This window comes from Yersinia bercovieri ATCC 43970 (assembly GCF_013282745.1).
Classification (GTDB): Bacteria; Pseudomonadota; Gammaproteobacteria; order Enterobacterales; family Enterobacteriaceae; genus Yersinia; species Yersinia bercovieri.
On the sequence record NZ_CP054044.1, the window covers coordinates 2,811,095 to 2,834,239 of the forward strand.

Sequence of the window (23,145 nt, forward strand, 5' to 3'; positions counted from 1 at the left end):
AGTTTAATTAACAGCTGCAAATATTCCTTATTTGCTTTCGATATTCCCTGCGTCTTTATGCGCGATGCAGGGTAATGCTTAGCTATTATCATGAGGCGTGTTTATATGGACAGTAAGATCCCTAATGCCCGTTGGTTCCGCGTTATTGTGCCAATAATGATTGCTTGTATTATTTCTTTTATGGACCGGGTCAATATTAGTTTTGCGCTACCTGGCGGTATGGAGAGTGATCTGGCGATTACCAGCCAAATGGCCGGCTTAGCGGGCGGTATTTTCTTTATTGGTTATCTATTTTTACAAGTGCCGGGTGGCCGTATTGCGGTACATGGCAGCGGCAGAAAATTCATTGCCTATTCTCTGGCGGTCTGGGCTGTTGTTTCGATTCTGACCGGTTTTGTCACCAACCATTATCAACTGTTATTCCTGCGCTTTGTGCTGGGGGTCTCTGAGGGCGGTATGCTACCGGTGGTCCTGACCATGGTGAGTAACTGGTTCCCGGAGCGTGAAATTGGCCGCGCCAATGCTTTCGTCATGATGTTCGCCCCCATCGGTGGCATGTTCACCGCGCCACTGTCCGGCTTTATTATCAATGCACTCGACTGGCGCTGGCTGTTCTTCCTTGAAGGCTCCCTGTCCGCCATCGTGCTGGTGATGTGGTGGTTTGTTATCAGTGACCGCCCTGAAGAGGCGAAATGGCTATCGGCAAAAGAGCGCGACTATCTGGTCACTGAGTTGTCACGGGAACGCGCAGAGCGGATGCTTGATGCGCCGGTGACCAATGCCCCATTAAAAGCCGTGTTCCTGAATAAAGGGCTGATGAAACTGGTGGCGCTGAACTTCTTTTATCAAACCGGGGATTATGGCTACACCCTGTGGCTGCCAACTATTTTGAAAAATCTGACCGGCGGTAATATGGCCTCGGTCGGTATTCTGGCGATTCTGCCGTTTATTGCCACTACCGCTGGGATTTATGCCATCTCCACCCTGTCGGATAGAACCGGTAAACGCCGCCTGCTGATTATGATTTCACTGTTCTGCTTCGCCGCCGGTCTGGTGACCTCGGTGATTTTCCGCCATAACGTGTTGATCTCCTATCTGGCGCTGGTGGTGTGTGGTTTCTTCCTCAAAGCCGCAACCAGCCCATTCTGGTCTATCCCAGGGCGCATTGCCGTGCCAGAAGTGGCCGGTGGCGCACGGGGTGTCATCAATGGCTTAGGTAATCTCGGCGGATTTTGCGGCCCCTATCTGGTCGGCGTGATGATCTTCTTCTATGGCCAGAGTGCGGCGGTTTGCATGTTAGCAGGCTCCTTGATTATTGCCGGGTTGATTACCCTGACATTGCCAAAAGAGTGCGATGTTGAAGTTAAAACGCAGGGCAAGGCTATCGCGGGTAAAGGGCTGGTCAAGGCTAAACGCGCTTAAATCCGCCAGGCGGTATCGGCTGGATACCCTGCTACCGCCTGCGGTCTATCACCGGAGAGTGTCATGAATTTACAGCAGCAACTCATTGCCTGCCAACAGCATCAGCAACAATTACAACTGATGCATTTCGATCACGAAATCGCCTGGCAGTTAGGTGAGAAAATAAAGCGGCAAGCGGAACGGCAAGGTGCGGCATTGGCTATCGATATCACCGTCAATCGCCAAACCTTATTCAGCTATGCCATGCCCGGCACCAGCGCCGAGAATCATGACTGGTTGCGGCGTAAGCGCAATGTGGTGGAGCTGCTGAATACCAGCTCCTATGCCGCAGGATTGATGCTACAACAGCGCCAAACCTCGCTGGAAGCTCGCTATGGGGTTAGCCTGCGGGACTATGCCGCGCTGGGCGGTGGTTTTCCGCTACAGGTTAAACCGGCGGGAATTATTGGCAGCGTTAATGTTTCCGGCGCGCCACATTTGGATGATCACAATTTACTGTTACAGGTACTGGCGGAGTTTATCGGCTTGCCTGCGGGCAGTATTGAGCTTTTGGCTCCCCTGAGCGAATAAGGAGTGGCGATGAACCCGACTCTCACCCGTGTCACGCAGCGTATTACTGCACGATCTGCACCGACCCGCACGGCCTATCTGCAACGTATCAGCGCGGCAAAAGAGAATACAGTCCACCGCTCACAGCTGGCCTGCGGCAACCTGGCTCACGGCTTCGCCGCCTGTCAGCCGGAAGATAAAGCGGCGCTAAAGAGCATGGTGCGCAGCGATATTGCCATTATTACTTCCTATAACGATATGTTATCTGCTCATCAGCCTTATGAATATTACCCGCAACAACTGAAAGAGGCACTGCATGAGGTCGGTGCCGTCGGGCAGGTGGCGGGTGGTGTCCCGGCGATGTGTGACGGCGTGACACAAGGGCAGGATGGTATGGAGCTGTCGCTGATGAGCCGCGATGTTATCGCCATGTCAGCGGCCATCGGCCTGTCACACAATATGTTTGATGGCGCACTCTATCTCGGGGTGTGCGACAAAATTGTGCCAGGATTGCTGATGGCCGCCTTGTCATTTGGCCACTTACCGGCAGTTTTTGTCCCCGCCGGGCCAATGGCTACGGGGCTGTCCAATAAAGAGAAAGTGCGGGTTCGCCAGCTGTTTGCGGAGGGTAAAGTGGACAGACACGCCTTGCTGGAGGCGGAATCCGCCTCTTATCATAGCGCTGGCACCTGTACTTTTTACGGCACCGCCAACTCCAATCAGATGGTGATGGAGGTGATGGGGCTACATTTGCCCGGCTCCTCTTTTATCCAACCCAACACCCCACTGCGCGATGCGCTCACTGCCGCCGCGGCGCGGCAAGTGACACGACTGACTGAAAGCAGTGGTAATTATCTGCCAGTGGGGCAATTGGTGGATGAAAAAGTGGTGGTCAACGGCATGGTGGCGCTATTGGCTACCGGTGGTTCGACCAACCACACCATGCATCTGGTGGCGATGGCGCGCTCGGCGGGCATTATTATTGATTGGGATGATTTCTCCGAGTTATCGGAGGTGGTGCCACAGTTATGCCGGATCTACCCCAATGGCCCGGCGGATATCAACTATTTCCAAGCCGCCGGCGGGGTTGCCCTACTGATAAAAGAGCTGCTGCAAGGCGGTTTAGTGCATGAGGATGTCCACACCGTGGCGGGGTTTGGTCTACATCGTTATACGCAGGAACCATATCTGGATAATGGGCAGTTGCAATGGCGCAGCGGGCCGCAGCACTCACTGGATGACTCGGTTATTGCCAGTATCGCCCAGCCGTTCTCGGCCCACGGTGGCACCAAAGTATTAAGCGGTAATCTGGGGCGGGCAGTGATGAAAACCTCGGCGGTTCCTTGTGATCATCAGATTATTGAGGGGCCGGCGGTGGTGTTTGACAGTCAACATGATGTCGGGGCCGCCTTTGAATCCGGCGAGTTGAACCGCGACTGTGTGGTGGTGGTGCGCTATCAAGGGCCACGGGCCATTGGTATGCCGGAGCTACATAAACTGATGCCCCCCTTAGGGGTGTTGTTGGATCGCGGCTTTAAGGTAGCGCTGGTCACTGATGGCCGACTGTCCGGTGCCTCAGGTAAAGTGCCGTCAGCCATTCATGTGACTCCTGAAGCCTATTGTGGTGGCCTCTTGGCAAAAATCCGTAATGGTGATCGAGTGCGGGTAGATGGTGTCAGTGGCGAGCTTGCTTTGCTGGTGAATGAAGCTGAATTGGCAGCACGCCACCCAACACTGCCGGATATCTCGGCGTTCCATGTGGGATGTGGCCGTGAGCTATTTGGCGCGCTACGGGAACAAGTGACTGGGGCAGAACAGGGGGCGTGCTGCATTCGTTTTTAGTCATTTCGACTATACTGATGAGATGCCCTTTTTTCACTCATGGAGTACGCATATGAATCGAGATAAAGAACAGCAAACCTCGCTGGATGATGATCTGACGATGCTGACTGATACCCTGGAGGAGGTGCTGCGCGCCTCGGGCGATGCCGCAGATGAGAGCTATCAGGAGATCAAGGCCAGAGCGGAGAGAGCATTAAAGGAGGTAAAGAGCCGTTTGAGTGGCCGCAATGAATGCTATATCAAACGGGCGAAAGCACTGGCGTGCTGTACTGATGATTATGTCCACGAAAAACCCTGGTGTAGCGTGGGAATTGGCGCGACTGTCGGCTTGGTTGTCGGGCTATTACTGGCGCGGCGCTAAAATATTTTCGAGGAGTTACTATTTTAGCGAAATAACTATTTTCGTAACGACTTAATTAAAATTATTTCAATTTTATTATCGGCCCTTAAATGGGTCGTTTTTATTTTGTAAAAGATAAACTGCAAGGTAAGTGAATAAAAATAATATAATGGCGGCAAGTGTTAGGAATACGCTAAGAAGTGTAAAGTTATTTAAATAAACGATTGCGCGTAATTGACATGGTGCTTTTTTTATAAATAATCCTAGCCGCACATTTATTAATCTATATTTTGTTTCTGATTCCATTTGCTTTGTCGCAGGTAGAATGAGTTCATTATTTAATAAATGTTAGTGGGGTGTTTGTATTATGTTTTAATAATGGGAGGTTATATAAATGCATAGTTTGTCGTGTGCATCTAAATTATTTCGTCCATTACTTTTATCAACCATTATCAGTAATATACTTTTGCCTGGATTTAGTATTGCGGAAGAACGTAAATATACCTATTCATCTGCAATTTCCGGCCCGTCATCTGTGGCATTATCTGATGCTATATCAGGAGATGGCAATTATAAAGCCACGGTAAATGTCGATAATCCCAGTAGCAGTCTTGAGATTTATCTTGGCCAAACAGAGACTGCCAATAAAGCATACGATATTGGGGATTATTCCGTCGAGATTAATGGACAGAATACTGTCGACAATCCCTATACCGCTTTTTTTGGTTTGGCTGTCGATAAAAATAACACCGTGTCATTAAATAACTTCAGTTATGACAATAAACTGAAAATTGGTGGTGATGGTCATCATCACAATAGTACGGCGCTGATGGTCTCTAACGGCTCTGAGGTGACCATTAATGGTAAAGTTTATATTAATTCACTTGTCGAAATGGATACCAGCGGGACAGGCAACACCACCGTGGCCAATAATGGCCTGTATGCGACCGGGGTCGGCTCAACGATTACTGCAAATAGTGGTGATGTTTATATTAACACCTACGCCAAAGACTTTTTGGAGGCATTGAATCAAAACGATACTTACCCCAGTGGTAGTTCGAAAAGTGATGCTGTTAGTGGTAAGCGCGGCGGTCAGGTAACCATTAACGAAACAGGTAATTATCAAGTTAACTTACTGGGTAACCTAGACTTGGGGAGTGAGTTTGGGACTGGCAGCAGCATTACCGCCGTCTTAAATGGCAGTGACTCCTATTGGCATGGTACTGAGGCCAATACCTATAATGAAGCCACTAATACTTGGGCGGGTAAACTGGATGTGACTTTAATGAATAAAGCGCAGTGGATACCCGATGCGGTAAATGCGGAGATCAGTGCATTGAATCTGCAAAAAGACGGTGTTGTTAATTTGCATGGTTTAAATCTTCATACCAATAAAAGTCAGAATGAAAGTGTCAAAATTTATGACTTAAAAGGCAATGACGGTATTTTCCTGATTGATGTCAATACCAGCAAAACTGATGACCAACGCAAGAATGGCAGTGATTTTATTGAGGTGGTCAGCAGCAGTACCGGTGGGACTCACTATATTGAAGCCTTGAACGTCAATAAATTGGCGGATCTGAGAGAAGATATTTGGGTGGCAGATGCGGCCAATAATGTCAGCTTTAAAGCATACGATCAGATCGATATTACCAACGAATATGTTTATGACTATAAACCTCTGCTTCGTTCGGATATCAAAGAGGGTGACCCGGTAAGTCAGTACGGTACTAACTGGTATATCACCGGCGTTGACAAAAAGTTAAGTGCCGGGAGTGATACCGCATTGGCGAATGCCAGTGTCAACTATGCTACAGCCACTGCGCGTATTGAAATTGATAATCTCAACAAACGATTAGGTGAATTGAGGAGTGACCAACAGGAGAATGGACTCTGGTTGCGTTATAAAGGCGGTGAGTTAAAGAGTCATGAGGGGAGCTACTTTAAAAACCGCTACAATTTCTATCAGCTAGGTTATGACCATAAGGATGAAAATGAGAATGGCATTTGGACAACAGGTTTGGCCGGCCACTATCTGGATGGTAAATCAACCTTTGATCAGGGTTCTGGTGATAACAAAAGCTACGGTGCGAGCATTTATGGTTCATGGAATCGACCAGAGAAACAAGATTATGTGGATTTGGTCTTGAAATATAGTCACCTGAAGAGCAACTTTGATTACCAAAATACACTGGGTACTGCTGGCTATGGTTCAGCCAGTAACGGGGCCTGGAGTGCCAGTGCGGAATATGGTCGTGAGTTCTCAATCGGTAGTGGTAATTTCATCGAACCACAAGGGCAACTGGTTTACACGCACATTAATAAAGCCGACTACACGACGAGCAGTGGCTTAAAAGTCCAGCAGGATAATATCAACAGTGTGATTGGTCGTGCTGGGGTGCGGGTAGGTCATCGGTTTGACGAAAATAGCAATAATGATATTTATCTGAAAGCCGATTTGCTACATGAGTTTGCCGGTGATCGTAATGTCACTATTCAAGGTAAAGATGCCACACTGGTCTCTAAACAAGATGGGAAAGATAGCTGGATAGCTTACGGTGTGGGGACCAACATCCAGTTAACGGAAGATAACAACTCCCGCTTCTATCTTGATGTGGAAAAATCTTCCGGCGGCGACATCAATACCAACTGGCAGGTGAACGCCGGTCTGCGCTGGGAGTTCTAACTCAAGCACGCTCGCGATATAAAGGGCAGGGGTATCTCTGCCCTTTATTATTAATGGCTATTTAGTGGGTCATTTTTATAGTGAAAATATTATTGTTTTTTAATTTAATATATAGGTAGTCATTGTATATAAACTAATATTTATAATTAATATACATGATACTATTTTATTTAAATGAGAAAGTGTAACGAACAAATAAATATCGTGATGTAAGTCACGCTTCTAATAATATCGCCAACCATAAACAGTAGCGTAACAATACTTGGTTGTTTATGTTCTATCATATTTAGACGGCGATAATCATAAGTGCTCTCATAGGTGCCTTGTCAGCTAATGTTTGTTTTCAATGTCTTATCTTATTTAGCACTTGAAGTGATATATCCGCTGTGGCGCTATGGCGCTATTTTCACTCAGTAAATAGGGATTCATTCTTAATGATAAATGAATCGACTTCACACAGCCTTTATTTAATGTGGCTAAATATAGTTAATATATAAATCATAAGGAATCTATTATGAGTAATACACTCGATCTATCAACCTACTCATCTAATGGCACCCCCTACCAAGTCAAATTTATTAATCAGTCCCCATCGGCCTGGATTGTCTATTTATATCAAAAAATGCCTAATCAACCCTCGGAGGTGTTCTCTTTAGCCTGGCAGGCCTCGCCATTCAAAGTTGCGCCTAATAGCTTTTTTACTTTTAAATGGTCAATTGATTACTCATTTATCTGGGGGCGAACGGGTGCACTGACGGATGGGGTAGTTTTTGAGGCTGGCGCGGTATTGAATGCTGATCCGACAGGCAATAATCAGGTGACATTTGACACGGCAAATAACACCCCGACCTTTAGTAATCTGTCGAGTGGTGGGCAAGCGGGCAAGTTGACGATTATTGAAGGTAGTAACATGCCAAACAATATCTATTCCACGGGGATTGGTATGTCAGGGCAGGGGGCTTTTGTGCAGCAAGTCTTAACCAATACGACCCAAATTTATACACCTGAACCACTCTATTTCATCGCCGCTGGTCAGGGTATTCAAATGGGGCAAGTATTAGCCCAAACCGTGACCAATGCGAGTGAGTTAAAATACTCAGGAAATGTCTATTCGTTAGTGGCATTGCTGACCGAAACGCAGCAATGGAGTATTGTTCCGGCATAACGTAAATAAATGACTAATATGACAAATATCACGGAGGTAACCTATATCTTCGTGATATTCCTAGTCACAGGATATCGAAGATCTTGGTGATGTCGCCATTGCAACACAATAGGGGCTTAAGCGGATGGGCTTATCCCACCATGGGCATAAGTCATCCAATACCAATGCTCAGCTGATACCCCTTGTTGAGTATATAAAAACATCAATATCAAATATTAGTGTGATAACTAACAATAACTATTGAATCAGACTTTTATTATTATTCACGGCCCGTATAATCCCACTCTTTCTGTTGATTTGCCGAGGTGGTCGTGAAACAACTTTCTGGTTTGTTGGGCGAATTACGGCAGAAGTTACGTGCCGGTTTCCCTGACCAGGCAGGTATTCGGCAAATTATCTTGCCCGCATCGGGTCAGGTGGGGAGCCAACTCTTGGAGTGGCTGGCTGCACAATGCCATTTCCCACAATTCTATTGGCACCATCGTGAAGGCCATGAAGAGGCCGCGGTCTGTGGGCAAACTCGCCAATTTAACGATGTGCAATCTGCGGATGCCTTTATCCAGCAGCATGAATTGATAAAGCAAAACAGTGATGCCACGGGATTACGGATTTGGGGGCTGAATGCCTTCGAGCCGGTGAGCCTGGTCCTCCCCTCCGCTGTCACCGAAGCTTGCGCGCTGCAACAGACGCAGACCAGTTTTCTGTTTCTCCCACGAATTGAAATTTTGCGCCGTGGCAACCGTACCCACGTGACCCTCAATCTGGTGAGCGACTGCTCCCTACAGCAAGATGCGCTACTGGCTATCGCCTTTATCGATCAACTGGTCGCCGCCAAACCGCTCCCCGCGCTGGATGTTCAGGTGCAACATGCCAGCCATGTACCGGAGTATCCACAGTGGCGCAGCCTGATTCAGCAGGCGCTGAGCAGCATTGAGCAGCAGGCGATGGAGAAGGTGGTTCTGGCGCGCGCCACCCGCTTAACTCTCGATAAACCGCTCTCCTGTTGCGCCTTTATGGCGGCTAGCCGCCAGGTCAACCACCACTGCTTCCACTTTATGCTGCGCTTTGATACTCAGCGGGCATTTTTAGGCTCCAGCCCTGAGCGCCTCTATTTGCGCCAGAAATGGCATCTGGAAACGGAAGCTCTGGCGGGCACGACCTCTAATGATGATGACCATCAGCAAGCTATGGCGCTGGCTGACTGGTTAATGGGTGATGAAAAAAATCAGCGCGAGAATTTGCTGGTGGTTGATGACATTTGCCAGCGCTTACAAGGCGGTGTTGTCGCGGTGGATGTTATGCCGCCAGAGATAATCCGATTGCGCAAAGTGCAGCATCTGCGCCGCCGCATCCATGCGCAGCTCAATCGCGCCAGTGATACTGATTGCCTGCAACGACTGCAACCGACGGCAGCGGTGGCTGGTTTACCGCGCAATATCGCCCGCCAGTTTATTGCCGAGAACGAGCCATTTTCCCGTGGCTGGTATGCCGGTTCTGCGGGCTATCTTTCACGGCAACAGTCAGAGTTCAGTGTCACCCTGCGCTCGGCATGGCTAGAGGATCAATGGGTCAATCTGTATGCCGGTGCCGGTATTGTCGCGGGATCTGACCCTGAGCTGGAGTGGCAAGAGATTAACCATAAATCGGCGGGATTGCGCACCTTGCTCGATAGTCAGCAAGAGAGTAAAACCTAACATGTCGCAATTAACCGCACTCGTTATGTGGGCGGATTGTGGCCCCCTGATGCCAGGTGTAGACTGTGGCTAATAGGCTATTCAGGGCGATCTCTTGGTCTCGTAGGGTAGGATTTTAACCATTAACTCAGCCACTCCGGGCTTGCAGAGGATAGATAGCACTCCTCATGCTGACTGTCGGGTCGTAGTGTCTGTTAACTGACTTTTGGGCGAATCATGTCGACAAGTATTTTTAACCGTCGTTGGGCGGCATTGCTGCTGGAGGCGTTAACTCGCCACGGCGTGCGTCATATCTGTATTGCGCCCGGATCCCGCTCAACACCCCTAACCTTGGCGGCGGCGGCGAATCCGGCGCTGGTTTGCCACACCCACTTTGATGAGCGCGGTCTGGGTCATCTGGCTCTCGGGTTGGCGAAAGCCTCAACTGAGCCGGTGGCGGTGATTGTCACTTCCGGCACTGCGGCGGCCAATCTCTATCCGGCGCTGATCGAAGCGGGGCTAACCGGTGAGCGCCTGATCTTCCTGACCGCCGATCGCCCACCAGAATTGATCGACTGCGGTGCCAATCAGGCTATCCGCCAGCAAGGGCTGTTTGCCAGCCACCCCACTGTCAGTATCAATCTGCCCCGACCCACGCCGGATATTGCCGCCAGCTGGTTGGTGGCGACCCTCGATAGCGCGATGGCGCAATTACACCATGGCGGCCTGCACATTAACTGCCCCTTTGCTGAACCGCTCTATGGCGGCGATGAGCAGTGCTATGCCGATTGGTCTGCCACCCTGGGCGACTGGTGGCAAGATAGCCATCCGTGGCTGCGACAATCACGCTATCAACCGCAGATGCAGCAGCCTGATTGGTTTTTCTGGCGGCAAAAACGCGGTGTAGTGATTGCCGGGCGCATGACGGCAGAAGAGGGGGCACAACTGGCACAGTGGGCGGAGCTGTTGGGCTGGCCGCTGATTGGCGATGTACTATCGCAAACCGGCCAACCGCTACCCTGCGCAGATCTGTGGCTAGGGCGTCAGGATGCACAGCAAGTGCTGAATCAGGCACAGGTAGTGCTGCAATTTGGTAGCAGCCTGACGGGTAAACGGCTGTTGCAGTGGCAGGCGCAGTGTCAGCCGCAAGAGTATTGGCTGGTGGATAATCTGCCGGGCCGCCTTGATCCGGCCAATCACCGTGGGCGCAGAATTATTTCACCGGTGAATGAGTGGTTGGAGCAGCATCCAGCGCAACGCCGTCTCCCTTGGGCTGCTGAACTGATTGAATTGTCGCAAAAAGTGCAGTTCCATGTGGCAGAAGCGCTGAACGATCAGTTCAGCGAGGCGGCAGTGGCGCATCAATTGGCGGCACTATTGCCCGAAAACGGCCAGCTGTTTGTCGGCAACAGTTTGATTGTTCGCCTTATTGATGCGCTCGGCCAACTGCCTGTCGGCTATCCGGTTTACAGCAACCGTGGCGCCAGCGGCATTGATGGTCTGCTATCGACGGCGGCGGGTGTCCAGCGAGCCACCGCCAAACCGACACTGGCGATCGTCGGTGATCTCTCCGCCCTTTATGACCTGAATGCGCTGGCGTTATTGCGCCAAAGTTCGGCGCCAATGGTGCTGCTGGTGGTGAATAACAATGGCGGGCAGATCTTCTCACTGCTGCCGACACCACAAGCTGATCGCCAGCGTTTCTATTGTATGCCGCAAAATGTCAATTTTGAACATGCCGCCGCTATGTTCAGCCTAAATTATGCTCGCCCTGAGAGCTGGCTTGCGCTACAGCAGCGGGTCGAGCAGTGTTGGCTACAAGGTGGTGTGACACTGATCGAAATAGAGGTGCCGCCAAGTCAGGGGGCCGAAACAGTGCAACAATTGCTGCAACAGGTGGCCCAGCTATGACACTTGCCTGCCGTAAACTCACCGCTCATCCCCAATCTGCCACACAGCAACACGCCGGGCCGTGGCTGGTATGGTTACATGGTCTGCTGGGCAGTGGTGAGGATTGGCTGCCCGTTGCCGAGCTGTGCGGTGACACCCCCTCGCTGCTGGTCGACCTGCCGGGTCACGGCAAATCTGCCGCCCTGACCACCAGCGGTTTTGCTGATATAAGCCGCCAGTTAGTGCAAACATTGCAGGCTAACGGCATTGGCGAATATTGGCTGGCAGGCTACTCTTTAGGCGGCAGAATTGCGATGTATCACGCCTGCTATGGTAGCCATCATGGCTTACAGGGGCTATTGGTCGAAGGGGGGAACCTCGGATTGGAAAGTGATGAGTTGCGCCGTCAGCGCCAACAAAACGACCACCAATGGGCGCAGCGTTTTCGCCAGGAACCTCTGCCGCAAGTGCTAACCGACTGGTATCAACAAGCCGTATTTGCGGATTTAGACGCCCAACAGCGCGAGCAATTGGTGCTATTACGTGCCAACAATAGCGGCCCCGCCGTAGCTGAGATGCTCGAAGCGACCTCATTGGGGCATCAGCCATGGCTCTTGCCCGCCTTGCAGCGCCTGCGCGTCCCATACACCTATCTGTGCGGGGAGCGCGACCATAAATTCCAGCAATTGGCTGAACAGCATAAGTTGCCATTACGCACACTGGCCCGCGCCGGACACAATGCTCACCGTGCTAACCCCGGTGCATTTGCCGCGCAGGTTCTTTCGTTTCTATCACAATCTTCATTTTCACCCCTCTCCCGTTAAAGGAATGCTTACTATGCTTTATCCGAGCGAAGAACAACTGTATGCCGCCATCGATTGGCAAGATTGCTCCGCCGGGTTTGAAGATATTCGCTATCACAAATCCAGCGATGGTATCGCCAAGATCACCATTAACCGCCCTCATGTGCGTAACGCATTCCGCCCACTGACGGTTAAAGAGATGATTCAGGCGCTGGCGGATGCCCGCTATGATGACAATATCGGCGTGATCATTTTGACCGGCGAAGGCGAAAAAGCTTTCTGCTCCGGCGGCGATCAGAAGGTTCGTGGCGACTACGGCGGCTATCAGGATGCCAGTGGCACGCATCACCTGAATGTGCTGGATTTCCAGCGCCAAATCCGCACCTGCCCGAAACCGATAGTCGCCATGGTGGCTGGCTACTCCATTGGTGGCGGCCATGTACTGCACATGATGTGTGACCTGACTGTCGCGGCAGATAACGCCATCTTCGGTCAAACCGGGCCAAAAGTTGGCTCATTCGATGGCGGCTGGGGTGCGGCTTATATGGCGCGCATTGTTGGCCAGAAAAAAGCGCGCGAAATCTGGTTCTTATGTCGCCAATACGATGCCAAACAAGCCCTGGATATGGGGCTGGTCAACACGGTGGTGCCGGTCGCTGATTTGGAAAAAGAGACGGTGCGCTGGTGCCGTGAAATGCTGGAAAACAGCCCAATGGCGCTGCGCTGCTTGAAAGCGGCACTGAATGCGGATTGCGATGGTCAGGCGGGCCTGCAAGAGCTAGCCGGTAACGCCACCATGCTGTTCTATATGACCGAAGAGGGTCAAGAGGGGCGTAACGCATTCAACGAAAAACGCCAGCCGGACTTCAGCAAATTCAAGCGAAATCCGTAATGCGCGCGGCCACACTTTACCGCTACAGCATACCGATGGATGCGGGAGTGATCCTGCGCCATCAGCGGCTGAAAAATCGCGATGGTTTGCTGGTGAAGTTGCAGCAGGGTGAGCAGATCGGTTGGGGGGAGATAGCCCCTTTACCGGAGTTCAGTCAGGAGACCGTGGTTGAAGCACAAACGGCGGCAACCAGCTGGCTACAGAGCTGGGTGAGTGGCGAGGTGCCGGATTTCGGTGCGCTGCCTTGTGTGGCTTTCGGTCTTAGCTGCGCACTGGCGGAGCTGGATCAAAGCTTGCCACTGGCGGCGGATTACCGCAAAGCCCCGCTATGTACCGGGGACCCCGATGAGCTGTTCGCGGTGCTACAGGCGCTGCCGGGTGAGAAAGTCGCTAAGGTAAAAGTTGGGCTGTATGAGGCGGTGCGCGACGGCATGATAGTCAATGTGCTGCTGGAAGCTCTGCCGGATCTGAAATTGCGGCTGGATGCTAATCGTAGCTGGACACGCGCCAAAGCGGATGGCTTTGCCAAATATGTCAATCCTGAGCTGCGTTCGCGCATCGCCTTTCTGGAGGAGCCGTGCAAGAGCCGCGCGGAATCCCGCGAATTTGCGCGCGACACCGGGATCGCCATTGCCTGGGATGAGAGTGTACGTGAAGCTGATTTTCAGGTTGAAGCTGAGCCGGGTGTCGTGGCAATTGTGATCAAGCCGACACTGGTGGGCAGCATTGCTCGCTGCCAACAGCTGGTGCAACAAGCGCATCAGGCGGGTTTGGTCGCGGTGATAAGCTCCAGCATTGAGTCGAGTCTGGGCCTGACCCAACTGGCGCGACTGGCCCACTGGCTGACACCATCCACTGTGCCGGGGCTGGATACACTGGAGTTGATGCAAGCGCAGTTGTTGCGCCCATGGCCGCAGAGCAACCTGCCGCTAATGACAGTGGATCAACTGGACGTGCTATGGCGCAGCTGAATGATTGGCCGTGGCAATCCGTCTCTCCATGGCGACATTGGGCCAATCTTCGCCCCCAAGGGATAGCCATACGGGCGGGGTCGCAGCCGATCAGTTGGCAACAACTGGCGGCTGAAATTGATGATCGGGCCGCTACTTTCCAACAGCAGGGCGTGAGTTGCGGCAGTGGTGTGGTAGTGCGGGGTAAAAACAGCTACTCGCTGTTGCTGGCGTATCTGGCGGCGTTACAGTGCGGCGCCCGTGTGTTGCCGCTGAATCCGCAACTCCCCGAGGTGCTATTGGCACAGCTGTTACCACAGCTAAATATCGATTTTATGCTGAATCTGGCGGCTCCTTTATCGGCACACCTGGCTTTTACACCGCTGGCACTGAGCACGGATAGTGCGGCGGCGCAGAGTAGGGCTAACCCCGTGGCATGGGATAACCAACGGCTGGCGACCATGACACTCACCTCCGGCTCCTCTGGCCTACCCAAAGCGGCACTGCATAGCGCGGCGGCCCATTTAGCCAGTGCGGATGGCGTGTTACAGCTGATGGATTTCACGCCAACAGATAGCTGGCTGCTATCGTTACCGCTGTTTCATGTCTCAGGGCAGGGTATTGTGTGGCGCTGGTTAAGTATTGGTGCGACCTTGGTGCTGCCAGAGGGAGTGCCGCTGGCAGCAGCACTGAGTGGATGCAGCCACGCCTCGCTGGTTCCCACGCAGTTATGGCGATTATTGGCGAGTGAGGGCGCGGCGTTAACCCTAAAAGAGGTGCTGCTGGGCGGTGCGATGATCCCCACCGAGCTGACGCAACAGGCCGAGGCTCGAGGTATCCGCTGCTGGTGCGGTTATGGTTTGACTGAAGCGGCCTCTACGGTGTGCGCCAAACGCGCCGACGGCCTGCCCGGTGTGGGGGCGGCACTGGCGCGCCGTGAGGTCAAATTGGTAGAAAATGAGGTGTGGGTGAGAGCCGATTGCCTGGCCGCCGGTTATTGGCAGCAGGGGCAGGTACGACCAATATGCGACGATGATGGTTGGTTTCACACTCGTGATCGTGGTGAATGGCAGCAAGGCGAGCTACACATTATCGGGCGGCTGGATAACCTGTTTTTCAGTGGTGGTGAGGGGATTCAGCCGGAGGATATCGAGCGGGTTTTATTGCAGTATCCCGGCGTGCAGCAAGCCTTTGTTGTCCCTATCACTGACAGTGAATTCGGTCACCGGCCAGTGGCGGTAATTGATGCCGATGAAACCGTGGATGATATGGCCTTGGCGGATTGGCTAGCGCCGCGATTGGCGGTGTTTCAGCGCCCAGTGGCGTTTTATCGTCTGCCGGAGGCGCTGAAGGGGGGAGGGATTAAGGTGTCGAGGCGGGGGGTGGTTGATTTTGTGGCTGGATCTGGTTTCGGTTGATATTCGGTTTGATGATCGGTTCGGTTGTTGGATATCGGATCTGGTTTCGGTTGATAATTGGTTTGATGATCGGTTCGGTTGACATGAAATCGGCGTTCACTTGGCCTCCCGCGCCTCAACCGCCAAAGGGGTTACAAGCGCGTAACCCCCTTGGAACCCGTGCGCTAGCGCACGTATCGCTTGCCCACTTCGTGGGTTCCCTCAATCATCGTTTCGGCTGGCGGACGGCTTTACGCGGGTCCCTCCGCGCGACGCCTAAAACGGGCGTCCTGCCCGTTTTCCTTGCCTACTCTCTTCACTCGGCAGCTCAAATGTGCTTTTAACTTCAAAACCTAAAAACAGGGTTTTGATTTTGACTTTCTTTTTTGACCTTAAGCGCAATCAGGAATATTGCCGACGAGGATGGAGGGTAGAGTGAGCGGGCAGGACGCCCGCGAAAAGCGCGCTTGGGCAGGGATGCCCATCGCGCGGGCTCGTCAGCCCGAAAGACGTGGGAGGTTTACCCGCAGGGCAATATTTCGCGCCAGGCGCGGGTGTTGGGCCGCCGCCCTGCGGCCCGACTCGGTTGAGGCTGCGGAGGTGAGGTGACCGCTAATCGATTATCAACCGAACCGATCACCAAACCAACTATCAACCAAACCAATCACCTAATCGATCACCAAACCAACTATCAACCAAAACAAAAAATCTTAATTTAACCCCAGAGCCTTCCTCACCCCATCACCATAATCCGGATGCACCTGACTGAACAATGCAACCTGACGGCGTTGGATCTCCTCCGGAACCTGTGACAACTCACCGGCAATGCGGGCAAACATCCGCTGATGCTCTTCTGCACTCAGCAGATTAAATAGCGCCCGTGGCTGTGAGAAGTAATCACTATCTTCGCGGTGATTCCAGTGATCTGCGGCCCCTTCCAGGGTTAATGGCGGTTCGCTGAAATCGGGTTGCTCCTGGAACAGACCAAAACTGTTTGGCTCGTAAGTTGCGCCATTGCCGCTGTTACCATCAACGCGCATCGCGCCATCACGATGATAATTATGGAATGGACATTTGGCGCTGTTCACCGGGATCTGATGATGGTTCACACCTAAACGATAGCGCGCTGCATCACCGTAAGAGAACAGGCGGCCTTGCAACATGCGGTCAGGGGAGAAACTCACCCCCGGCACCACGTTAGCTGGGTTGAATGAGGATTGCTCCACTTCAGCAAAGTAGTTTTCTGGATTGCGATTTAGCTCGAAGAAACCCACGTCAATTAGCGGATAGTCACCGTGTGGCCACACTTTGGTCAAATCAAATGGGTTATACGGGGTCTGGGATGCTTCATGCTCTGGCATCACCTGAATTTGTAGATTCCAGCGGGGGAAATCACCGCGATCAATGGCTTCGTACAGATCACGCTGAGAGCTTTCCCGGTCACTGCCGACCAGTTTTTCAGCTTCATCATCCATAAGATTTTCAATGCCTTGCTGGCAGCGGAAATGGAATTTCACCCAAAAACGCTCATTGTCGGCATTGATAAAACTGAAGGTATGGCTGCCGAAGCCGTGCATATGGCGATAAGATTTTGGCAGGCCACGGTCACTGAAATCGATGGTGAGTTGGTGCAAGGACTCGGGCAACTGGGAGAAGAAATCCCACTTATAGATAGGGTTACGCAGGTTGGTGCGCGGATCACGTTTCACGACGTGATTCAGATCCGGGAATTTCAGTGGATCACGCAGATAGAACACCGGCGTGTCGTTACCCACCAAATCCCAGTTCCCCTCCTCGGTATAATATTTCATGGCGAAGCCACGAATATCACGTTCAGCATCGGCAGCACCACGCTCACCGGCCACGGTGGAGAAGCGGACAAACATCTCAGTCTGTTTACCTATCTCAGCGAAAATTTTGGCGCGGGTATATTGGCTGATGTCATGAGTGACGGTAAAAGTACCGTAGGCACCGGAGCCTTTCGCATGCATGCGGCGCTCTGGGATCACTTCACGATCAAAATGGGCCAGTTTTTCCAGGAACCAGACATCTTGCAGTAACATGGGGCCACGACGGCCAGCAGTGACGACATTATTATTATCAACAACGGGCGCGCCCGCTGCGGTAGTTAACCCTTTCTTTTTACTCATCATCCTCTCCATTATCACTATTGAATTGATTGATTTATCGGGTGTTTAACAGCATTAGATTTCGCCAAAATCCTGATTGACAAGATAATAATTTAACCAACAACCGAGGGTGATTCTTTGATCTCCACACTAGTTGTAGCCTTATTGACCGCATTCAGCAAATAGGCGGGGCTTATCATTACCATTGCCAACATAGGTGACTTCAATTGAATGAGTATTTACAATCATTTGAAATACTGTGTTATTTAATCGTTTTTTACGTGTATTTATGGTGTTTTTTTCGGTTAAACTCGACGTAGGGAGACCTGTTTGCGGCAATCTGCTCACAGGTGACATCACGAATAATGAGAGAAAAATATGAATAAGCATTTGATCGCGTGTGCAGCTAGCCTGCTGTTAGTGGCAGGTTCCGCCAGTGCTGTGAGTTTTAACGCCGAAACTGGCCGTGATTACACCAATTTAGGTTTTGGCATGGGAACCAATACCGGTGGTTTGGCGATCAGTGGTAACTGGGCGCGCAGTGATCACGACGGTGATATCTATGGGCTGGGGTTGGGCTTCAATCTCCCTATTGGCCCGATGATGGCGACTGTAGGCGGCAAAGGCATCTATATGTCACCGGAAGATGGCAGCAATGGCGGGGCCATCGCGATTGGTGGCGGGCTAACTTACCCCATCAACAAATCATTCACCCTGTACGGTGAGGGCTATTTCGCCCCGGAAGAGCTGACCAGCGGCATGAAATCCTATAGCGAAGCCAACGGCGGCCTGCGCTGGAATGTCTTCCGCCCACTGACTGTTGATGTCGGCTATCGCTACATCAATATGGAAGGCAAAGAAGGAAAGCGGGATAATCGTGTAGCGGATGGGGTGTATATCGGCGCTGGCCTTAATTTTTAATTAAATAAAAGGGCGCACTCCTGCTGGATATGCGCCCTTTTATTTGTGGCCTGAATTATCCGACGGCCGGTAATGCACCGGTGACAATTCCTACCTGAATACCAATCACCACCACGCCGCAGGCAAATACCGCTGCCAGTGCCGGTTTCCCGCCCCAGACTCGATAACTTCCCTGATGGATATTACGCGCTTTCCACGCCAGCATCGCCGGCAGAATCAGAGCTAATACCGACAAAGCGACGGCAGCAAAACCCAGCGCCATAATAAAACCGCGCGGGTAAAACAGCGCGAACAGCAAAGGCGGCGTAAAGGTAATTGCGCCGGTTTGCAGGCGGCCCCGCACGGAGTTACGGCGCTTAAACAGATCAGCCAGATAATCAAATAGCCCCAACGCCACGCCAAGGAAGGAGGTGGCCAGCGCTAAATCGGCAAACAGGTGCACCGCCAGCTCAACATGTGGTGAGGCAACAACATCGCGCACCGCCTGTAATAAGCCATTCAACCCAGCTTGCTGCGCCAGAATACCGACAAAGGTCTGGGAGGAGATGGCCCCAAGGGTGGTCAACTGCCAGAAGATATAAGCAATCAGCGGGATCGCGCTGCCGATAATAAAGACCCAACGCAGCTTACGAATATTGCCACCCATATAATTGACGATGCTCGGTACACTGCCGTGGAAGCCAAATGAGGTGAAAATCACCGGGATTGCAGAGAGCGCTAGCCCCTGTTCCAGTGGCAAGGTCAATAAGTTGGTTTTTTCGATATGCGGCATCATTAGGGCCAGCATCACAATCAAAAAGATAATCTTGGCGCTAAATAGGATGCGATTGAATAGGTCGACTGAATGTGTGCCGATACAAACCACGCCACCGGCAACTAAGGTGAACAGCAAGACACCAAGAGAGGTGGGAAATGATTGCTGGGTCCATTGGCTGATACTGGTAGCCAGCAACTCACCTGCACCGCTGATATAGGCTGCGGTCAGGGCATACATCAAAAACATCATGCTAAAACCGGTGAGCCATTGCCCCCGATGACCTAAATAGCGCTTCGCTAAAGTTCCAAGCCCGGTATCAGCCGCCTCATGCTGATACACCTCAACTAATAGCAGAGCGGTGTAACACATTAATACCCAAAGAGAAATTAGTAAGGCAAGGGTGACACCAAAACCGACCCCGGCCGCCGCCAGTGGCATTGCCAACATGCCGGCACCAATAGTGGTCCCTGCAACGATAAATATACTGCCCAGAGTGCGATTCTTCACGCTTTCCTCTACTAAATGACAATTTATTGGAATTATTGAGTGCAGCAGGGTAGTGGATTGGCCTGTTTGTGTCAAATCGACGTTACGATCAGTGTAAACAAATCGTTACGACGTTGCGAGTGCAAAAGCAGAGCGCTCTATTGTGGTTATCGACTCTCCCTGCGGGAAATGATTGTGTTTAAGTGATGGGATTCATAAAGTAACGATTATGGGTAGCAACGCATGGGCACCAACGGAGAATAAAATGATCAGAGTGGAGATGTTGAGCACCGGGGATGAAGTGCTGCATGGGCAGATTATTGATACCAACGCCGCCTGGCTGGCGGACTATTTTTTTAATCAGGGTTTGCCGATCAGCAGCAGAGAGACCGTCGGTGACTCACTCTCGGCACTTATCGAGGTGCTGACAGAGCGTAGCCAGGTGGCGGATGTGCTGATTGTGAATGGTGGACTTGGGCCAACCAGTGACGATTTGAGCGCATTGGCCGCCGCTCGCGCCGCCGGGACGGAGCTGATTGAGCATCCGGAATGGATTGCGCGCATGGAGGCTTTCTTTCACGAACGCGGGCGGGTGATGTCGGCGACCAACCGCAAGCAGGCGCATATTCCGGCCAATGCGGAGATGCTGGATAACCCGGTCGGCACGGCCTGTGGCTTCGCGCTGCGGCTGAATAAATGTTTGATGTTTTTCACCCCCGGCGTGCCATCAGAATTTAAGGTGATGGTGGAACAGCAGATTATGCCGCGTTTACGCCAGCACTTTGATGTCGCTGAACCGCCATTGTGCTTACGGATGACCACCTTTGGCCGCTCAGAGAGTGATCTGGCGCTAGAGCTAGATCCGCTGCCACTGCCGGAGGGCGTGGTGCTGGGTTATCGCTCCTCCGCCCCGATTATTGAATTGAAGTTGACCGGGCCTGCTGCGGCGCGCCCGGCGATGGAGCAGCTGTGGCAGCAGGTCAGGGCGGTGGCGGGCGATAGCACCCTATTTGAAGGCACCCAGGGCTTACCGGCACTGCTGGCCGAGCAGTTGACACAACGCGGCCTATTATTGGCGGTCAGTGAGCAATTTACCGGCGGATTAATGCACTGGCAGTTGCAGAGCGCGGCTGTACCGCTGGTGGGCGGCGAGCTGCTACCGGCCCATTGCCAGGAGACATTAGCCGAGGTTGCTAGCCGCGCCCAGTCACTATCGATGCTGTGCGGTGCCCAGCTAGTATTGGCAGTAAGTGCGATGCAAAATGATTGCCTGAGTGTGGTGCTGCATACCCCGGAAGGAACATTTGCTCAGCGGGTGCGGTATCAGGCCAGCCGCCATGGTCTGCGGACTCGGCAGGAGAGCAGCGCCATGCTGGCATTGGATATGTTGCGCCGCTGGCTAACAGGCAGCCCGGTCTGCGGGCAGCACGGTTGGCTGGAAGTGGTTGAGATTTTATAGTTAAACAGAGACGACGAATATCTATCCTCAGGCGCAGAAAAGCGCCTGAATCCCCTTTGGATATTTACCTGCCATTTTTTCAACCTGTAGATGCGATTATTTCCCCTAATTACCCGAACATTTGAATATATATATTATTATATTCCGCTGACCGTTTTTTAAGAATTTCATTTATAGTCTGCTTCTTGTGTAATAGATAAATACCAGATACATTTTTATCTTTAATCAGGATGCTATTATGCTGAATTTATTTTTCTGGTCTTATATCTATTTTAAATTGGCGTGCAAATTATTTTTGGTTTTTATTATTTTGCTTATTATCTCGATGAGTGTTGTTTTTGCCGATAATCGGCCGGGGTTTGTCTGCGGTAAGTTTAATGGTCATGTGATGGAGGTGCCGCAGAGCTATATTATTTACTGGGCAGAGTATGAGGGAGCCAGTGCCTGGGACCCCGATTTTATTAATAATAAAAAAGGTTGTGATGCTAATTTTGTTGTTTTGCCGATGATAACCAGTTGGCCAGATATGCAACCTGGTGATAAATCAAACTGGTATAAACATGGAGAGGAATTTGGAGGGCTAAGAATAAGTGTGGAGCCATTAAAACGACCCGATCTCGATATTACTTATAAGCGTGATTTTTATCTTGGAATAGAAAAGAATAAGAAATATAGTCCTGTGTCTTATATTGAGGAGTTAGGGCTATTTTTCGTTGAAGTCACTAAGGAGTTGAATAGGTCTGGGCGTCCAAGCAAAGGTGATCCTGAGTTATATTATTGGTTCGATGAAGATATTAATGGTTATTACTGGCAAGAGGTTGAGGGGAGAATACCCGTCATTTTTGATTGTATTTGGCTCCCGTTGGAGAAGAAATATTATATCTGTGATGCACTATTTGTGATGTCGGAAATAGGCTCTCTTGTTGAAGTTACTTTTACAGTGGAAAATTTACCACAGTGGAAGTCCATTGTGAGCAGCACCCAGCAGTTTCTTTTATCGCATATTAAAAAATAAGGGGGTAATAATGTGCCATCAATCAAATGGCAATGGATTATTGATATATAATTTATATCTGGCAATTATTTTATTAATGCTATCCACGCTAAGTTATGCCGATAATCGGCCGGGATTTGTCTGTGGTAAGTTTAATGGTCATGTGATGGAGGTGCCGCAGAGTTATATTATTTACTGGGCAGAGTATGAGGGAGCTAGTGCCTGGGACCCCGATTTTATTAATAATAAAAAAGGTTGTGATGCTAATTTTGTTGTTTTGCCGATGATAACCAGTTGGCCAGATATGCAACCTGGTGATAAATCAAACTGGTATAAGGAAAAACGAGGATTTAATGGATTAACTATCAGTGTCGAGCCATTAAAACGACCCGATTCAGATATTACCTATAGGCGTGATTTTTATCTTAAAAAACGAAAAGATAAAACATTTGATCCTGTGATTTACAGAGATGACTTGGGGCTTTTTTTTGTTAAGGCAACTCAAAAATTAATAAGGTCAAAGTCACAGGATGAAAATGATCCTTATTGGTTTGATGAAGATATTAATGGTTATTACTGGCAAGAGATTGATGGGCGAATACCTGTCATTTTTGATTGTATCTGGCTCCCATTGGAGAAAAGAGATTATATCTGTGAAGCGCATTTTGTGATGTCAGAAATAGGCTCATTGGTTGAGGTTTCTTTTACACCTGAAAAATTGAAACAATGGAAGGAAATTGTGAGCCGCACCCAGCAGTTTCTTTTGGCGCATATTAAACATTAAGGACGA

18 protein-coding genes are annotated in these 23,145 nt (G+C 50.9%); 16 read left to right on the forward strand and 2 right to left on the reverse strand.

Features of this window, described 5'->3' with window-relative positions; translation table 11 throughout:
• Positions 1-105 precede the first annotated feature (105 nt).
• From HRK25_RS12715 to menE, 12 genes are all read left to right on the forward strand, one after another.
• Positions 106-1,422: an MFS transporter gene (locus HRK25_RS12715; RefSeq protein WP_005276362.1), complete on the forward strand. Its 1,317-nt coding sequence runs from the start codon at positions 106-108 to the stop codon at positions 1,420-1,422.
• Between the two features lie 63 nt (positions 1,423-1,485).
• Entirely contained in the window at positions 1,486-1,992 is a 507-nt protein-coding gene (locus HRK25_RS12720; RefSeq protein ID WP_005276360.1) for a heme-degrading domain-containing protein, read from the forward strand.
• 9 nt (positions 1,993-2,001) lie between these two features.
• Positions 2,002-3,813, forward strand: coding sequence for a phosphogluconate dehydratase (edd, locus tag HRK25_RS12725; RefSeq protein ID WP_032898284.1), 1,812 nt, complete (start codon positions 2,002-2,004; stop codon positions 3,811-3,813).
• A 52-nt stretch (positions 3,814-3,865) separates the two neighbouring features.
• Complete coding sequence (gene elaB, locus HRK25_RS12730) at positions 3,866-4,174, forward strand: stress response protein ElaB (RefSeq protein ID WP_005276354.1); 309 nt, start codon at positions 3,866-3,868, stop codon at positions 4,172-4,174.
• A 373-nt stretch (positions 4,175-4,547) separates the two neighbouring features.
• The gene (locus tag HRK25_RS12735; protein WP_005276352.1) at positions 4,548-6,839 is read left to right on the forward strand and encodes an autotransporter family protein; all 2,292 of its coding nucleotides are present in this window, start codon (positions 4,548-4,550) and stop codon (positions 6,837-6,839) included.
• Between the two features lie 514 nt (positions 6,840-7,353).
• Positions 7,354-8,004 (forward strand): hypothetical protein, encoded by a 651-nt coding sequence (locus HRK25_RS12740; RefSeq protein WP_005276351.1) that lies wholly within the window; start codon positions 7,354-7,356, stop codon positions 8,002-8,004.
• A 311-nt stretch (positions 8,005-8,315) separates the two neighbouring features.
• A complete protein-coding gene (menF, locus tag HRK25_RS12745; RefSeq protein WP_005276350.1) occupies positions 8,316-9,698 on the forward strand; it encodes an isochorismate synthase MenF in 1,383 nt (460 codons plus the stop codon).
• 216 nt (positions 9,699-9,914) lie between these two features.
• Positions 9,915-11,588, forward strand: coding sequence for a 2-succinyl-5-enolpyruvyl-6-hydroxy-3-cyclohexene-1-carboxylic-acid synthase (menD, locus tag HRK25_RS12750; RefSeq protein ID WP_005276348.1), 1,674 nt, complete (start codon positions 9,915-9,917; stop codon positions 11,586-11,588).
• The gene (gene menH / locus HRK25_RS12755; RefSeq protein WP_032898282.1) at positions 11,585-12,391 is read left to right on the forward strand and encodes a 2-succinyl-6-hydroxy-2,4-cyclohexadiene-1-carboxylate synthase; all 807 of its coding nucleotides are present in this window, start codon (positions 11,585-11,587) and stop codon (positions 12,389-12,391) included. Before menD ends, menH begins: the two co-directional genes overlap by 4 nt.
• 13 nt (positions 12,392-12,404) lie before the next feature.
• Positions 12,405-13,262 carry a 1,4-dihydroxy-2-naphthoyl-CoA synthase gene (gene menB, locus HRK25_RS12760; protein WP_032898281.1) on the forward strand — a complete coding sequence of 286 codons (858 nt, stop codon included), beginning with the start codon at positions 12,405-12,407 and terminating at the stop codon, positions 13,260-13,262.
• The gene (gene menC, locus HRK25_RS12765; protein WP_005276345.1) at positions 13,262-14,233 is read left to right on the forward strand and encodes an o-succinylbenzoate synthase; all 972 of its coding nucleotides are present in this window, start codon (positions 13,262-13,264) and stop codon (positions 14,231-14,233) included. The genes menB and menC overlap by 1 nt, the downstream gene beginning before the upstream one ends.
• Positions 14,221-15,630 (forward strand): o-succinylbenzoate--CoA ligase, encoded by a 1,410-nt coding sequence (gene menE / locus HRK25_RS12770; RefSeq protein ID WP_032898280.1) that lies wholly within the window; start codon positions 14,221-14,223, stop codon positions 15,628-15,630. Before menC ends, menE begins: the two co-directional genes overlap by 13 nt.
• A 689-nt stretch (positions 15,631-16,319) precedes the next feature.
• Here the strand turns inward: menE and HRK25_RS12775 are convergent.
• Positions 16,320-17,759 (reverse strand): catalase, encoded by a 1,440-nt coding sequence (locus tag HRK25_RS12775; protein WP_173361781.1) that lies wholly within the window; start codon positions 17,757-17,759, stop codon positions 16,320-16,322.
• 357 nt (positions 17,760-18,116) lie between these two features.
• On the opposite strand from HRK25_RS12775, the gene HRK25_RS12780 reads away from it, so the two are divergent.
• On the forward strand, positions 18,117-18,659 hold the full coding sequence (locus HRK25_RS12780) for a YfaZ family protein (RefSeq protein ID WP_005279745.1): 543 nt from the start codon (positions 18,117-18,119) through the stop codon (positions 18,657-18,659).
• A 55-nt stretch (positions 18,660-18,714) separates the two neighbouring features.
• Here HRK25_RS12780 and tyrP read toward each other — a convergent pair whose 3' ends face one another.
• On the reverse strand, positions 18,715-19,923 hold the full coding sequence (gene tyrP, locus HRK25_RS12785; RefSeq protein WP_005279743.1) for a tyrosine transporter TyrP: 1,209 nt from the start codon (positions 19,921-19,923) through the stop codon (positions 18,715-18,717).
• 244 nt (positions 19,924-20,167) lie between these two features.
• On the opposite strand from tyrP, the gene HRK25_RS12790 reads away from it, so the two are divergent.
• The 3 genes from HRK25_RS12790 to HRK25_RS12800 all read left to right on the forward strand — a co-directional run bounded on the left by HRK25_RS12790 (position 20,168) and on the right by HRK25_RS12800 (position 23,139).
• Complete coding sequence (locus tag HRK25_RS12790) at positions 20,168-21,361, forward strand: nicotinamide mononucleotide deamidase-related protein YfaY (protein WP_005279741.1); 1,194 nt, start codon at positions 20,168-20,170, stop codon at positions 21,359-21,361.
• A gap of 325 nt (positions 21,362-21,686) precedes the next feature.
• Complete coding sequence (locus HRK25_RS12795; RefSeq protein ID WP_254451384.1) at positions 21,687-22,376, forward strand: hypothetical protein; 690 nt, start codon at positions 21,687-21,689, stop codon at positions 22,374-22,376.
• 10 nt (positions 22,377-22,386) lie between these two features.
• On the forward strand, positions 22,387-23,139 hold the full coding sequence (locus HRK25_RS12800; RefSeq protein WP_099460651.1) for a hypothetical protein: 753 nt from the start codon (positions 22,387-22,389) through the stop codon (positions 23,137-23,139).
• The last annotated feature ends 6 nt before the right edge of the window (positions 23,140-23,145 follow it).

What these genes read in the sequence shown, in the direction of transcription:
- menE (WP_032898280.1), top strand. Translation starts at nt 14,221, where the DNA reads ATGGCGCAGCTGAATGATTGGCCGTGGCAATCCGTCTCTCCATGGCGA.
- HRK25_RS12800 (WP_099460651.1), top strand. Translation starts at nt 22,387, where the DNA reads ATGTGCCATCAATCAAATGGCAATGGATTATTGATATATAATTTATAT.
- menD (WP_005276348.1), top strand. Translation starts at nt 9,915, where the DNA reads ATGTCGACAAGTATTTTTAACCGTCGTTGGGCGGCATTGCTGCTGGAG.
- HRK25_RS12715 (WP_005276362.1), top strand. Translation starts at nt 106, where the DNA reads ATGGACAGTAAGATCCCTAATGCCCGTTGGTTCCGCGTTATTGTGCCA.
- HRK25_RS12790 (WP_005279741.1), top strand. Translation starts at nt 20,168, where the DNA reads ATGATCAGAGTGGAGATGTTGAGCACCGGGGATGAAGTGCTGCATGGG.
- HRK25_RS12720 (WP_005276360.1), top strand. Translation starts at nt 1,486, where the DNA reads ATGAATTTACAGCAGCAACTCATTGCCTGCCAACAGCATCAGCAACAA.
- edd (WP_032898284.1), top strand. Translation starts at nt 2,002, where the DNA reads ATGAACCCGACTCTCACCCGTGTCACGCAGCGTATTACTGCACGATCT.
- menH (WP_032898282.1), top strand. Translation starts at nt 11,585, where the DNA reads ATGACACTTGCCTGCCGTAAACTCACCGCTCATCCCCAATCTGCCACA.
- menB (WP_032898281.1), top strand. Translation starts at nt 12,405, where the DNA reads ATGCTTTATCCGAGCGAAGAACAACTGTATGCCGCCATCGATTGGCAA.
- HRK25_RS12780 (WP_005279745.1), top strand. Translation starts at nt 18,117, where the DNA reads ATGAATAAGCATTTGATCGCGTGTGCAGCTAGCCTGCTGTTAGTGGCA.
- HRK25_RS12735 (WP_005276352.1), top strand. Translation starts at nt 4,548, where the DNA reads ATGCATAGTTTGTCGTGTGCATCTAAATTATTTCGTCCATTACTTTTA.
- HRK25_RS12795 (WP_254451384.1), top strand. Translation starts at nt 21,687, where the DNA reads ATGAGTGTTGTTTTTGCCGATAATCGGCCGGGGTTTGTCTGCGGTAAG.
- HRK25_RS12740 (WP_005276351.1), top strand. Translation starts at nt 7,354, where the DNA reads ATGAGTAATACACTCGATCTATCAACCTACTCATCTAATGGCACCCCC.
- menC (WP_005276345.1), top strand. Translation starts at nt 13,262, where the DNA reads ATGCGCGCGGCCACACTTTACCGCTACAGCATACCGATGGATGCGGGA.
- elaB (WP_005276354.1), top strand. Translation starts at nt 3,866, where the DNA reads ATGAATCGAGATAAAGAACAGCAAACCTCGCTGGATGATGATCTGACG.
- HRK25_RS12775 (WP_173361781.1), bottom strand. Translation starts at nt 17,759, where the DNA reads ATGAGTAAAAAGAAAGGGTTAACTACCGCAGCGGGCGCGCCCGTTGTT.